The 14,034-nt window shown below is 69.8% G+C and carries 10 protein-coding genes; 5 read left to right on the top strand and 5 right to left on the bottom strand.

All coding sequences use genetic code 11. The features are described from left to right. The first annotated feature begins 83 nt into the window (after positions 1-83). Positions 84-602 carry an adenine phosphoribosyltransferase gene (locus AB7878_RS05395; RefSeq protein WP_369493371.1) on the top strand — a complete coding sequence of 173 codons (519 nt, stop codon included), beginning with the start codon at positions 84-86 and terminating at the stop codon, positions 600-602. A gap of 157 nt (positions 603-759) precedes the next feature. On the opposite strand, the gene AB7878_RS05390 is transcribed toward AB7878_RS05395, so the two are convergent. From AB7878_RS05390 to oxyR, 5 genes are all read right to left on the bottom strand, one after another. Beyond that, positions 760-1,392 (bottom strand): hypothetical protein, encoded by a 633-nt coding sequence (locus AB7878_RS05390; protein ID WP_369493370.1) that lies wholly within the window; start codon positions 1,390-1,392, stop codon positions 760-762. Beyond that, positions 1,393-1,974, bottom strand: a complete 582-nt coding sequence (locus AB7878_RS05385; RefSeq protein WP_369493369.1) for a DUF3501 family protein — start codon at positions 1,972-1,974, stop codon at positions 1,393-1,395. 115 nt (positions 1,975-2,089) lie between these two features. After that, entirely contained in the window at positions 2,090-3,421 is a 1,332-nt protein-coding gene (locus AB7878_RS05380; protein ID WP_369493368.1) for a heterodisulfide reductase-related iron-sulfur binding cluster, read from the bottom strand. Positions 3,422-3,539: 118 nt separating this feature from the next. Beyond that, complete coding sequence (locus AB7878_RS05375; RefSeq protein ID WP_369493367.1) at positions 3,540-3,959, bottom strand: rubrerythrin family protein; 420 nt, start codon at positions 3,957-3,959, stop codon at positions 3,540-3,542. 109 nt (positions 3,960-4,068) lie between these two features. Continuing rightward, complete coding sequence (oxyR, locus tag AB7878_RS05370; RefSeq protein ID WP_369493366.1) at positions 4,069-5,049, bottom strand: DNA-binding transcriptional regulator OxyR; 981 nt, start codon at positions 5,047-5,049, stop codon at positions 4,069-4,071. 163 nt (positions 5,050-5,212) lie between these two features. Between oxyR and AB7878_RS05365 the strand changes: the two genes are divergently transcribed. The 4 genes from AB7878_RS05365 to prmC all read left to right on the top strand — a co-directional run bounded on the left by AB7878_RS05365 (position 5,213) and on the right by prmC (position 14,010). Beyond that, positions 5,213-7,894, top strand: a complete 2,682-nt coding sequence (locus tag AB7878_RS05365) for a M1 family metallopeptidase (protein WP_369493365.1) — start codon at positions 5,213-5,215, stop codon at positions 7,892-7,894. A gap of 124 nt (positions 7,895-8,018) precedes the next feature. Continuing rightward, positions 8,019-8,969 carry a hypothetical protein gene (locus tag AB7878_RS05360; protein WP_369493364.1) on the top strand — a complete coding sequence of 317 codons (951 nt, stop codon included), beginning with the start codon at positions 8,019-8,021 and terminating at the stop codon, positions 8,967-8,969. Positions 8,970-9,053: 84 nt separating this feature from the next. Further along, positions 9,054-13,187, top strand: coding sequence for a hypothetical protein (locus AB7878_RS05355; RefSeq protein WP_369493363.1), 4,134 nt, complete (start codon positions 9,054-9,056; stop codon positions 13,185-13,187). After that, the gene (prmC, locus tag AB7878_RS05350) at positions 13,180-14,010 is read left to right on the top strand and encodes a peptide chain release factor N(5)-glutamine methyltransferase (protein WP_369493362.1); all 831 of its coding nucleotides are present in this window, start codon (positions 13,180-13,182) and stop codon (positions 14,008-14,010) included. The genes AB7878_RS05355 and prmC overlap by 8 nt, the downstream gene beginning before the upstream one ends. The last annotated feature ends 24 nt before the right edge of the window (positions 14,011-14,034 follow it).

Raw genomic sequence — 14,034 nt, 5'->3', positions numbered from 1 at the left:
GCCGGCCCGTCCACCACTGGCATCCGGCTCGGCGCATTGCGTCCGGCGCCGCGGCAAGCCCGATTCCGACGATGGAGGACACGATGCACGCATTCGCCGAGCTGATCCGCACCGTGCCGGACTTTCCCCAGCCTGGCGTATTGTTCCGCGACGTCAGCCCGCTGCTGGCCGACGCGCGCGGCTTCGCCGATTGCATAGCCGCGCTGGCCGCGCCGTGGCGCGCGGCCAGCGTGCAGGCGGTGTGCGGCATCGAGGCGCGCGGCTTCATCTTCGGCGCCGCGCTGGCGCAGGCGCTGCACGCGGGTTTCGTGCCGCTGCGCAAGCCGGGCAAGCTACCGCCGCCGGTGCTGGCGGTGGACTATCAGTTGGAATACGGCAGCGACCGGCTGGAGGCGCGCAGCGATGCATTGCAACGCGGTGAACGCGTGCTGCTGGTGGACGACGTGCTGGCCACCGGCGGCACGCTGGCCGCGGCGCAGACGCTGGTCGAGCGCTTCGGCGCCGAGCTCGCGGGCGCGGCCGTGCTCATCGAGCTGGAAGCCTTGCGCGGGCGCGAGCGCTGGCGCGGCGGCCAGCCGCTGCATGCGCTGCTTCGTTACTGATCGCCGTGCCGCCAGCCAGTGCCGGCGGCACGATGGAGATGCCCATGATCGGCATCGGTGTCCGGAAGCGGCGCCAGCCTCATCGCCACGAGACCTTGCCGGCGCGCGGACAGGCGCTGCTGCCGACGCCGGCGCACGGCATGCAACCGCGGGGCGGCTACTGCGGGCTGGATGGCGCCGGCGCGCCCTGTCCGGCGGGCATGGCGATCGACGTCACGTAGAACAGTTCGCAGGCGCCGTCGCCGGTATCGTCGCGGGTCAGCGAGGTGCGCCAGTGCCAGCCGTCGGCGCGGTCGGCGTCCACCAGGTAGCCGTCCAGCGCCACCAGCTGGCCCACCCGCGCGCGTCCCAGTGCGCGGCGCACGCCTGCATCGGCGGGGATCAGGTGCATGTTCGCGCTGTGCGTCTCGATCTCGCGGCGCGGGATCGGGAACTGCCGCACGTGCCAGTAGTAGAAGCGCGCCGACTGCGTGATGTCGATCTGCTTCAGCACGGCACTGTCGGACATGCGCCCCCAGCCCAGCGCGAAGTCTTCGGGCACCAGCGCGGCGCCGGTGTCGAAACGGTAGCGTGCGGTGGACAGCACGCGCGCGGTGAGATCGAACCGCGCGCGTGGAACGAGCGTGAAGTCGCCCACGAGGATAGTCGCCATGGACGCCTCCAGCGGCGTCTGCACGGGATCGTCGGGCGCCAGCACGCCCGGCGGCGGATGCAGCGGCCGCGCCTGCCACCACGACCAGCTGCCCCACAGCGCCAGCAGGGCGGCCGCGACCAGCCAGGAGCGACGCATTCAGTCGAAATCCGCGGCCAGCGTGTCGCGCTGCTCGGGCGTCAGCGCCGCCTCGACCGGCATCGCCGGCAGCGTGCAGGCCAGCGTCACCGGCGCGCCCGCCTTCCACGCCGCAACGCGCGCCGCGGCCAGCGGGAAGCGCAGGAAGTGCACCGCGGCGGTCTTCTCCTCGTTGCTGCGCTCCATGTCCTCGTCGGCCACCGCGACGCACGGTGCGTGGCCTTGCACGGTCAGCACGATCGCGTGCTCGATGCCGCGCAGGCGCACCAGTTCGCGTTTGCGCTGTTCCACGTCGTCGTACTCGATCAGCAAGGTGGCCTTGAGGTTGTCGCCGTCGGGGATCAGCGGGTTGTAGGCGTCCAGCTCGTCCTGGATGCCGGCCGGCTCGAAGATGCGTTCGATGCGCAGCATCTCCTGCACCTGGTACTGGATGCTCAGGCGATCCTCGAAGATCAGCGTGAGGTGCCCGCCCAGGTGCACGGTGCGCTGTTTCTTGTGCGCCATCACGCGGGCACGGAACTCGGCGCGCTCCAGCGCGTAGTTTTCCAGGCTGAGCAGGTCATCGCGTTCGAGTGGGTCCATGATCTTTGATCAGAAGTGAGGGAAGAGAAGTGGGAAGTGAGAGAGGGCAAAAGCAGGAGCGGCGCAGCAGGTGGCGAGGCTTTCCCTCGCTTCTCACTCCTCTCCACTCACTCCTCTAAATGCCGTAGGCCTTGCGCAGCAGGCTGAGCGGGTGCTCGGCCTGCGGCTGGTCGCCCAGCCCGTGCGCGATGTGCCCGCCGGCCATAGGGCAGTCGCTGGTGAAATGCGCGGGCTCGGCCTGCGCCACGCGATTCTCCACCGGCTTGGCCAGCTTGCGCGACAGCGCGTAGGTCTGGTGCTTCACGCCGTAAGTGCCGTCGTGGCCCGAGCAGCGCTCGATGGTGACGATCTCGGTGTCGGGCACCAGTTGCAGGATCTCGCGCGTCTTCGGGCCGATCTTCTGCACGCGCTGGTGGCAGGGTACCTGCCAGGCGACCTTGCCCAGCGAGGTCTTGAAATCGGTTTGCAGCAAGCCGGCCTTGTGGCGCTCGGCGAGGTATTCGAACGGGTCGAAGAAGCGTTCGCGCACCAGCGCCACGTCGGCGTCGTCGGGGAACATCAGCGGCAGCTCCTGCTTGAACATCAGCACGCAGGAGGGGATCGCCGCGGTGAAGTCCCAGCCCTCGCGCGCCATCCGGGTCAGCACGGGGATATTGCGTTCCTTGTACTTGCGCACGGTGTCGAAGTCGCCCAGCTCCAGCTTGGGCATGCCGCAGCAGCTTTCCTGTTCGACCAGCTTGTGCGGGATCGCGTTGTGCGCCAGCAGCGCGGCGAGGTCTTCCACCACGCCCGGTTCGGAATGGTCGCAGTAGCAGGTGGCGAAGATCGCCAGCTTGCCGCTCGTGCGGCCAGCCGGTACCGCATCGCCGCGCCCGTCGAGCTTCTTCAGCCGCTTGCGCGCGGTGGGTACGTGGTATTCGGGCACGCGGGCATCGGCATCCACGCCCAGCGTCTTCTGCAGCAGCTTGCGCGCAGTCTTGTTGCGGTTGGCGGCGTTGACCATCTCGACCACCACCGGGATCGAGGCGAGCTTGCCGACGGCCCGCGTGTTGGACAGGATGCGCGCCGACAGCGGCGCGCCGTGCTCGCGAAACTCGACTGCCTTGGCGCGCAGCATCAGGTGCGGGAAGTCCACGTTCCAGGGATGCGGCGGCGTGTACGGACACTTGGTCTGGTAGCAGAGGTCGCACAGGTAGCACTGCTCGACCACCTTCGGGTAGTCGGCCTTGGCCACGCCGTCGATCTCCATCGTCTTCGATTCGTCGATCAGGTCGAACAAGGTGGGGAAGGCATGGCACAGGCTCACGCAGCGGCGGCAGCCATGGCAGATGTTGAACACGCGTTCCAGCTCTGCCTCGAGCGCCTTGGCGTCCCAGAATGCGGGATCGTCCTGGCCCAGCGGATGCCGGGTGGGCGCTTCGAGGTTGCCTTCGCGATGATCGGCCATGGTCGTGTCCGGCAGCGAACATACCTTGCAGGGGCGGCTTCAGTCGCGAGTTTGCCTTGCTTCACGGTACGCCATCGCGGCTGAAGCCGCTCCTACGGGCGAGGTAGGGCGGTGCGAGTCAGCCCAGCTCGTTCAGCGACTTGGTGAAGCGGTTCGCATGCGAGCGCTCCGCCTTGGCCAGGGTCTCGAACCAGTCGGCGACTTCCTCGAAGCCTTCCTCGCGCGCGGTCTTGGCCATGCCCGGGTACATGTCGGTGTACTCGTGGGTCTCGCCCGCGATCGCGCTCTTCAGGTTGGCATGGGTTTCGCCGAACGGCAGGCCGGTGGCCGGGTCGCCGCATTGTTCGAGGTATTCGAGATGGCCGTGGGCGTGGCCGGTCTCGCCTTCGGCGGTGGAGCGGAACACGGCGGAAACGTCGTTGTAACCCTCCACGTCCGCCTTGGCGGCGAAGTAGAGGTAACGGCGGTTGGCCATGGATTCGCCGGCAAACGCGTCTTTCAGACTCTGCTCGGTCTTCGAGCCTTTCAGCTTGCTCATGACATCACCTCGTGGCGTCGGGCTGGGAGGGCAATGCGGGAGCGACTTGGTGGCCGCGACTCCCCGAGCCTAGCGCTGCGGCAGCTTTCGTTGAAATTGATTGTGCTTATCAGGACGATCGTTTCGGGCTATCGCGACGCGGCTTCGCGGGCGTGGCCGTCGCGACCGCCGGCGTGACCGCGTCGTGCGGGTCGAGCAGGCCCTTCGGCAGTTCGCGGAACAGCCCGGCGAGCTGCTTGAGGAAGCCGCCCATCGCCGAGCTCTTGCGCCACAGCATCGCGATGCGCCGGCTCGGCGGGTGGCTGCCGCGGAACTCGATCAGCTGCACGTTCGGCGCCTGCGCCACCGGCGGCTTCACCGCCAGCGTGGGCAGCAGGGTGATGCCCACGTCGGCGGCCACCATCTGGCGCAGCGTTTCCAGGCTGGTGGCGCGGAAGCCGCTCTTCTCGCCCGCGCCGGCGAGATGGCAGACCTCCAGCGCCTGGTCGCGCAGGCAGTGGCCGTCCTCCAGCAGCAGCAGGCTCTGGTCGCCGAGGTCGGCCAGCTTCAGCGAGGAGCGCCGCGCCAGCGGATGCGATTGCGGCACGGCCAGCAGGAACGGTTCCTCGAACAGGAACTCCACATGCAGGCTGTCGTCGTGCACCGGCAGGGCGAGGATGCCGGCGTCGAGTCGCCCTTCGCGCAGGCGGCGCAGCACTTCCTCGGTCTTCTCCTCCACCAGCAGCAGTTCCAGCCGCGGGAAGCGTTCGCGCACCCGCGGCACCACGTGCGGCAGCAGGTAGGGACCCAGCGTGGGGAAGATGCCCAGCCGTACCGTGCCGGATTCGGGGTCCAGCGTGCGCCGCGCGATACCCTTGATCTGCTCGACCTCGTTCAGCACGTCGCGGGCGCGGGCCACGATTTCGCGACCCACGTCGGTGAGCAGCACCTTGCGCGGCGTGCGCTCCACCAGCGCCACGCCCAGTTCCTCCTCCAGCTTCTTGATCTGGGTGGACAAGGTGGGCTGGCTGACGAAGCAGGCCTCCGCCGCGCGGCCGAAATGGCGCTGCTCGGCGAGGGCCACCAGGTAGTGCAGGTCGCGCAGGTTCATGGCGTCCTCTCCATAGATTTGGACTATGAAAGACGATACTAGCCATTGAGTCGCCTTGTGCAAGCAAGGATCTCCCCGGCGTCGACATGTCTTATGGCACTGTGTGGAAAGTCATGTGCCGCCTAGCGTGACGGGTTCCTGTACACACCCGGGGGAACCCCTCATGCGTCGTCTTGTCCGTCCTCTCCTGTTCACCGCGCTGGCCACCGGCTGCGGCCTGGCCTTCGCCGCCGGTGCCGACCAGGCACCCACGGGCCGCCTGCCGTCCTGGGCGGTGCCGCAGTCCTACCAGATCGCGTTCAAGGTGGATCCGGCGCAAACCGACTTCTCCGGCACCACCACGATCAAGGTGAAGCTGGCCAAGGCCTCCGACCACGTGTGGCTGGACGGTGCCGAACTGAAGGTGTCGAAGGTGACGGTGACCGACGCCGCGGGCAAGACGCACGCGGCGAAGTACGTGGAAGCCGACCCCAAGGCGGGCGTGGTGCGCGTGGATTTCGGCAGCACGTTGCCGGCCGGCGAGATCACGTTGAAGTTCGAGTACACCGCGCCGCTCAACGCGCAGCTGCAGGGCCTGTACAAGGTCACCGCCAAGGGCCAGCCCTACGCGATGACGCAGATGGAGCCGATCAGCGCGCGCTACGCATTCCCGAGCTTCGACGAGCCCGGCTTCAAGACGCCGTTCGACATCTCGATCACCCTGCCGGACAACCAGGTCGCGGTGGCGAACACGCAACAGGTCAGCGAGAAGCCGGCGGGCAAGGGCTGGAAGACGGTGAACTTCGCGCAGACCCTGCCGCTGCCGACCTACCTGGTGGCGTTCGCGGTGGGTCCGTGGGACATCACCCCGACCGCGGAAATCTCGCCCGACGCCTACCGCAGCAAGCCGCTGCCGCTGCGCGGCATCGCCGCCGCCGGCGAGGCGCACCGCATGAGCCACGTGATCTCCGAGACGCCGAGCATCATCCACGCGCTGGAGAACTACTACGGCTTCGGCTATCCGTGGGACAAGCTGGACGTGCTCGCCGCGCCGGACTTCTCTGCCGGTGCGATGGAGAACGCGGGCCTGGTCACGTTCCGCGACTGGCTGCTGCTGCTCGACAAGGATTCGCCGGCGCGCAACGTGCGCGGTTCCTTCAACGTCACCGCGCACGAGCTGGCCCACCAGTGGACCGGCGACACCGTGACGCTGGCCTGGTGGAACGACATCTGGCTCAACGAGGCCTTCGCCACCTGGATGCAGCAGAAAGTCACCGAGGAAGTGCATCCGGAATACCGCGCCGACCTCGACCGCGTGCGCGGCGCGCAGGGCGCGATGGGCAACGACAGCCTGGTCAGCGCGCGCAAGATCCGCCAGCCGATCACCGGCAACGGCGACATCGAGACCGCGTTCGACGGCATCACCTACCAGAAGGGCGCCGCCGTCATCGGCATGTTCGAGAACTACGTGGGCGACAAGACGTTCCAGAAGGGCATGCGCGCCTACATCCAGGCGCACAAGTTCGGCAACGCCACCGCGGACGATCTGGTCAACGCGATCGCCACCGCGGCGGGCAAGGGCGACGCGTTCAAGCGCGCGTTCAAGAGCTTCCTCGACCAGTCCGGCGTGCCCTACGTGCAGACGAAGCTGGAGCACAAGAACGGCCAGACCGTGCTGGAACTGAAGCAGGATCGCTACCTGCCGCTGGGCAGCCATGGCGATGCCTCGCGCATCTGGGGTGTGCCGGTGTGCGTGCGCTACGGCACTGCTGACGGAAGCAAGGTGGCCTGCGACATGCTCGACAAGGCGACCGGCTCGATCGTGCTGGCCGGCGCCAGCAATCCGACCTGGGTGATGCCGAACGCGAACGCCGCCGGCTACTACCGCTTCAGCCTCGACCAGGGCGAGCTGGCCGTGCTGGTGAAAGAGGTCGCCAAGCTCAGCGACGCCGAGCAGCTCGCCTATGCCGACGCGATCGGCGCCAGCTTCCAGCATGGCGATCTCGATGCCGGCCAGGTGCTCGCCGCGTTGAAGCCGCTCACCCAGTCGAAGACGAGCCAGGTGTTCACCGCACCGCTGGGACGCGTGAGCTGGATCTACCACCACGTGGCCAAGACCGACGCCCAGCGCGCCCGCGTCGCGGATTGGGTGCAGGCCGCCTACCTGCCGAAGCTCGAAGCGCTGGGCTACCAGCGCAAGCCGGGCGAGTCGGAGGACGATTCGCTCCTGCGCAGCACGCTCGCCGGCGCGCTGGCCTTCGACTACAAGCTGCCCGCGGTGCGTGCGGCCCTGCTCCAGCAGGGCGAGGCGGCGCTGAAGAAGAAGGCCGACGGCCGCCTCGATCTCGCCGCCGCGAACCCCGACCTGCTCGGCGACGCGCTGGGCGTGGCGGTGCAGACCCAGGGCAAGAGCGCGGTCGATGCGCTGATCGCCGAACTGCCGCAGACCAGCGATCCCGCGTTGCGCAACGGTATCCTCGGCGGCCTGGCCAGCGTCGAGGACCCCGCGCTCGCCGAACAGGTGCGCGACTTCGCGATCAGCAAGCCGGTCAAAGTGGGCGAGATGGCCTCGCTGCTGCGCTCGGGCCGCGACACCGAAGCCCAGCGCGATGCGATGTGGACCTGGTTCGCCGGCCACTACCCGCAGATCCTCAAGCGCACCGGCAGCTTCGCGGGCGGCTACCTGCCGATGCTGGCCGCGGGCGGCGGCTGCTCCAGCGCCGAGGCGCAGCGCCTGCAGGCGTTCTTCAAGCCGCGCATGAACGATGCCGCCGGCATCTCGCGCGGCCTGGCGCAGACCACCGAGTCTATCGAGCTGTGCGCGGCGCTGCAGGCCAAGCAGGATCCGGCCTCGATCCTGCGCTGATCGGTTTGCGTCATGGATGCGACAAGCCCCGCCTCGGCGGGGCTTGTCGTTTGTGGTGGCCCGCCGACGCAAGTCGTAGCATGGGCGGAAATTCAACGCACCGACATCGTCTACAGGGGGACGGATGATCGAGCTGGAAATCCAGGCGCTCGCGCTGCAACGCGAGGGCCTGCTCATCGAGGTTGGCCGCCTGGCGGCCGCGAACGGCTTCACCCTGCTGCGGCAGCGCCTGGCGCAGGACCCCCATGGCACGCTGCTGAGCATGGTGGTGCGCGGTTCGTGGTTCAAAAAGCGCGCGTTGCGCCAGGCACTGGAAGGCTGCGACCGGCTCATCAGCTTCGAACTGGCGCCCGCCGTCGAGGGCGAGGCGCGCGCGCATTTCGCCGCCACCAGCAAGGTCACCAGCGGCTACGTGCCGCCGCCGGCACCGCCGCCCGAGCCGGCATCCGTTCCGGAGCGGGATGCCGCGCCCGCGCCGGCCGCGAGTGCGGAGGCCGAAGTCGCCATCGCGGCGGCTCCGCAGCCCGCACCGGAAACGGAAACGTTCGAGGAACTGGTGGTCCGCCGTCCCGCGCCGCCGCCCGCACCGACCGAGCCGGAGCCCGAACCCTACGTCGAACTGCCGGAACTGGCGGCCGACGAGGCGGCGGTCGAACAAGCGCTGGCTGCGCTGGAGCAGGAATACCCGCGCATCCTGCCGCGCCTGCTGGCGCTGGATCGTGGCGTGCAGCCGGGGGCGCGCGCCGCCACGTTGCAGCTGGCCGGGCAGCGGGTGGGCGCGTGGGTGTTCGCGCGCGAATATTCGCTGGACACCGGGCTCGCGCTAGCCGCTGCACTTTCCGCTCTCGCCGTGCCGGCGCTGCATGCCTTCGCCGAGGCGGAGCTGCAGGATGGCCAGCTGCATATCCGGCACAGCGCGTTGTGCGCCGAAGACGGCCATTCCGGCTGCGGCTTCTATGGCGGCTTCCTGGAAGGCCTGCTAGTGCCGGCCCTGGCGCGGCGCAGCCTGTCGGTCTTCCCGGTCTGCTGTCGCAGCTTCGGCGCCGACGAGTGCGTGCTGGCGGTGTCGGACTGAGCCGGGCGACCGGGCCGTTCCGCGGCATGCGGATGGCATGTTCTACTTGTTGTTGCCGGCCGCGCGGCATCCAGGGAGAAACGCATGCTTGCTCGACTGATAGCACTGCTGGGTCTGTGCCTGCTGCTGGCCGCGCCGTTGCCGGCGCAGGACGTGCCGCCACCCTTGCGCGACTGGCAGGGCTGGGTGCTGCACGACGCGCCGCAGCATGCCTGCCCGTTCCTCGCCAACCAGTCGCCGGGCGCGGACAGCTACCAGTGCACCTGGCCCGGCCGGCTGGCGCTGGATGCCGGCAAGGACGGCGCGCACTTCAGTCTGGACGTACACGTGGACGCGCCCGGCTGGGTGGCACTGCCGGGCGACGAGCACGCCTGGCCGCAGGCGGTGACCTCGAACAACCAGCCCGCCGTGGTGCTGCAGCACGACGACCAACCGATGCTGTGGCTGGCGCCCGGTGACTACCAGTTGCGCGGCACGCTGCCGTGGTCGGAGCGGCCCGCGCGCCTGCGCGTGCCCACGGAAATCGGCCTCGTCGCGCTCAGCGTGGACGGCGCGGCGGTGGCACGCGTCGAGCGCAACGGCGACGAACTCACCCTGGGCGAAGCCGCCGCCGCGCAGCGCGTCGCCGATGCCTTGTCGCTGCGCGTCTACCGTGAGCTTGGCGACGGCCTGCCCGCCATGCTGCTGACGCAGCTGCAACTCGACGTGGCCGGCAGCGCGCGCGAAGTCGTGCTCGGCCCGGCCTTGCCCGCGGGCTTCGTCGCCACCGTGCTAGCCGGCGACCTGCCGGCCAAGCTTGAAAGCGACGGCCGCCTGCGCGTGCAGCTGCGGCCGGGACACTGGCTGCTGACGTTGACTGCGCGCGCCATCGCGCCGCTGGAAAAGGTGGCGCTGAAACTGCCCGCCGCGCCTTGGCCGCGGCAGGAAATCTGGAGCTACCGCGACGACCCCGCGCTGCGCGGCAGCCGCGCGGAGGGGCAGGGCATCGACGCCGCGCAGGCCGGCGTGCCCGACGACTGGAGCGACCTGCCCGCGTTCGCGCTGAACGACGGCACGGGCCTGACCATCACCGCCGGCGCGCGCGGCGACGAAGGCGGCAAGGGCGACCAGATCCATCTGCAACGCGAGATGTGGCTGGACTTCGACGGTGGCGGCTTGCGCACGGCCGATCATCTCAGCGGCGAACTGCGCCACCACCAGCGGCTGGACGTGACCGCGCCGTGGCAACTGCAGCGCGCCAGCGAGGGCGGCACCCCGCTGCTGGTCAGCAAGGGCGGCGATGGCCGCAGCGGCGTCGAACTGCGCACGCGCAAACTCGATCTCGACGCCGGCCTGCGCTTGTCCGTGCACGGGGGCGCGATCCCCAGCTCCGGCTGGCGACTGCCGCTGGAAGGCATCAGCGCCAGCCTGCACCTGCCGTTCGGCTATCGCCTGATCGCGGCGTCCGGTGCGGACCGCGCGCCGGATACGTGGGTGGCGCAATGGAGCCTGCTCGACCTGTTCGTGCTCGCGCTGGTCGCCTTGCTGGCCGGTCGCCTGCTCGGCTGGCGCTGGGCTGTGCTGGCGGCGCTTTATCTCGCGCTGGGCCGCCATGAAAGCGGCGCGCCGCTGTGGACGCTGGCCATGGTGTTGCTGCTGGCGCTGCTGCTGCGTGCCTTGCCGGATGGACGCCTGCGTGTCGCGGCGCGCGGCGCCGCCATCGCGGTGTTCGCGCTCGCCGTGTTGTGGAGCCTGCCGTTCGCCGCACGGCAATTGCAGTACGCGCTACATCCGCAGTTGGAGGGCGGGCAGTTCGTGCATGAGGAATATGTCCAGCCGCCGCCGAAGACCATCCGGCAGACAACGCCGCCTCCGGTGGAGGAGGTTTCCAACGATGCGGCGGTGCCAGCACCGCCAGCGCCTCCGTCGGCAGCGCCAGCAGCGCTAGCAGTGTTGCCGCCGCCGTCTGAACCCATGAAACAGCCTTCTCCGCGCGCACGCACCAAGGCGACGCAATATCTTTCTTCGGTCGTCGTGACTGCGAATGCGTTGCAAAGCTCCGGCCTCGACGATTTCGACAGCCGCAGCACGATCCAGGCTGGTGCGGGCACGCCGGGCTGGGATCAAGGTAACGACTACCAACTCGGCTGGTCCGGCCCGGTGACTGCGGAACAAACCACGCGGCTGCTGATCGCGCCGCGCTGGCTGGTGCGGCTGCTGCGCGTGGCGATGGTCGCCATGCTGGCGGCGTTGCTGGCGAAGCTGCTCGCTAGCCTGCGCCCGTGGCGCCTGCCTTGGACCGCTGCACGCGGCGCCGGCGTGGCCGGTGCGCTGCTGCTCGCCGTCGCGCTGCTGCCTTCGATTTCGCACGCGCAGAGCTTGCCGAATCAACAACTGCTGGATCAGTTGAAGGCCCGCCTCACCGAAGCGCCGAAGTGCGCGCCCGCCTGCGCCAGCGTGGCGCAGGCGCAACTGCAGGCCAGCGGCGACACGCTGGACGTGGCGCTGGAGGTGGCTGCGGGTGCCACCGTGGCCTTGCCGCTGCCGCAACCCGACGCCGCGCTGCAATTGCTCGACGCCAGCGTGGACGGGCATCCCGCCGCGCTGGTTCGCGACGACGACGATGCGCTGCTGCGCCTCGACCGCGGCGTGCATCGCATCGGCCTGCGCTACCGCATCGGCACGGCGGACAGCGCCAGCCTGAACTTCGCGTTGCGCCCGCAGCGGGTGGCGTTCAACGGGCAGGGCTGGTCGCTGGATGGCGTGGACGGCGGACGCATGCTGGGCGACAGCCTCGCGCTGCAACGCGTGCGCGTCGCCGACAACGGCGGCCCGGCGGTGGCCGCGCAGGACTTCCCGCCCTACGTGCGGCTGACCCGCCGCCTGCTGCTGGGCGTGGACTGGCGGGTGGAAAACACGGTCGAACGCATCGCCCCCGCGAATGGCGGCTTCAGCCTCAGCCTGCCGCTGCTGCCCGGCGAACATCCGCAAGGTGATGGCGCGCTGGTGAAGAACGGCCGCATCGACGTCACCTTCAACGCAGGCAGCGACACCGTGCGCTGGACGAGCCGGCTGGATCACGCGGCGAAGCTCGCGCTCACGGCGCCCGCGCTGGGCGAGCGCGCCGAAGTCTGGGAAATCGTCGCCGCGCCGATGTGGCACGTCGATGCGCAAGGCGTGCCGACCAGCGCCAGCGACGTGGGCCTGCGCTTCCAGCCGCTGCCCGGCGAAACCGTGCAACTCGGTTTCAGCCAGCCGGTCGCGGTTGGCGGCGGCAGCCTCGCCTTCGACAACGTGGGCGTGCAAAGCAAGGTGGGCGAGCGCAGCACGGAAACCACGCTCGCGCTCACGGCGCGCAGCACGCGCGGCGGCGAGCACGCGATCGCGCTGCCTGCCGGCGCCGAGCTGCGGGAGGCCAGCCGCGACGGCGAGCCGGTGAACCTGGCCGTGCGCAACGGCAGGCTCGGCCTGCCGCTGCTGCCCGGCGAACACGACTACCAGGTGCGCCTGCGCGAACCGCACGGGATCGCCGCGCGCACACGCACGCCGGCGCTCGCGCTGGAGGCGCCGGTGGCGAACATCGCCGCCGAGCTGGATCTGCCGCAGGACCGCTGGGTGCTGTGGACCTGGGGATCGACCACCGGCCCGGCGGTGCTGTACTGGTCGCAGCTCGTGGTGTTGCTGCTGGTCGCCTGGCTGCTGGCGCGTTACGCGCCCACGCCGCTGCGCTACCGCCACTGGCTGCTGCTGGGGCTGGGCTTCTCCGCATTCGCGTGGGGTGCGTATGCGCTGGTGGCGGCGTGGCTGATCCTGCTCGGACTGCGCGCGCGCTGGTCGCCGCCGGAACGTGTGCGGGGATTCAACCTTGTGCAGCTCGGGCTGGCGCTGCTTACCGTGCTGGCGCTGCTCGTGCTGGTCGCCGCGGTGCCCAAGGGCCTGCTCGGCGTGCCGGACATGCACGTAGCCGGCAACGGTTCCGATGCCTGGCGGCTGCGCTGGTTCGCCGACCAGAGCAGCGGCGTGCTGCCCGTGGGCGGCGTGCTCAGCGTGTCGCTGTGGTGGTACAAGCTGGCGATGCTGGCATGGGCGTTGTGGCTGGCGTTCGCGCTGATCGGTTGGCTGCAGTGGGCCTTCGGCGCATGGACGCACGGCGGCTACTGGCATCGGCATGAGCCGAAGCCGGCAGCGGCGCCGCCACCGCCATTGCCGTCCTCGCCGGGAGAGTCTCCGCGTGGCTGACGTGCGTACCCTGCTGGTCGCCGCCACGGCGCGACTTGGCGAACGCGTCGATGCCGAAGCGTTGCTGCTGCACGTGCTCCGCCAGCCGCGCAGCTGGCTGTTCGCGCATGCCGATGATGCACTGGATACGGACGTTCGGACGGCCTTCGATGCGCTGGTCGCGCGCCGCGCCGCCGGCGAGCCGGTGGCCTACCTCACCGGGCGACGTGGTTTCTGGACGCTGGAGCTGGAAGTGACGCCGGCCACGCTGATCCCGCGGCCGGAGACCGAACTGCTGGTGGAACTGGCGCTGGAACGCCTGCCGCGCGACATGGCTTGTCGCGTGGCCGACCTGGGCACCGGCAGCGGCGCGATCGCGCTGGCGCTGGCCAGCGAGCGTCCGCAGGCGCAGGTCGTCGCCACGGATGCGAGCGTCGATGCGCTCGCGGTGGCGCGTCGCAACGCGCAACGGCTGGGCATAGCCAACGTGCGTTTCGTCCAGGGCGACTGGCTGGCGCCGCTGACGGGCGAACGCTTCGCGCTGGTCGTGTCCAACCCGCCTTACATCGAAGCGGCCGACCCGCATCTCGCGCAAGGTGACTTGCGCTACGAGCCGGCCGCGGCGTTGGCCTCCGGTGCCGATGGTCTCGACGCCATCCGCCGCATCGTCGCCGACGCGTGCGCGCATCTGGAGCCCGGCGGCTGGCTGCTGTTCGAGCACGGCTGGAACCAGGGCGATGCCGCCCGCGCGCTGTTGCGCGAGGCGGGTTACGTGCAAGTGTTCACCGCGCAGGATCTGGAGGCGCGCGATCGGGTGAGCGGCGGGCGCTGGGGAGCCGCATGAACGACGACGCCCCGCTTTTGCGGG

The organism is Rhodanobacter humi, assembly GCF_041107455.1.
GTDB lineage: Bacteria > Pseudomonadota > Gammaproteobacteria > Xanthomonadales > Rhodanobacteraceae > Rhodanobacter_A.
The sequence above is the reverse complement of the archived record's forward strand: the minus strand, read 5'-3'. Positions and strand labels throughout refer to the sequence as shown.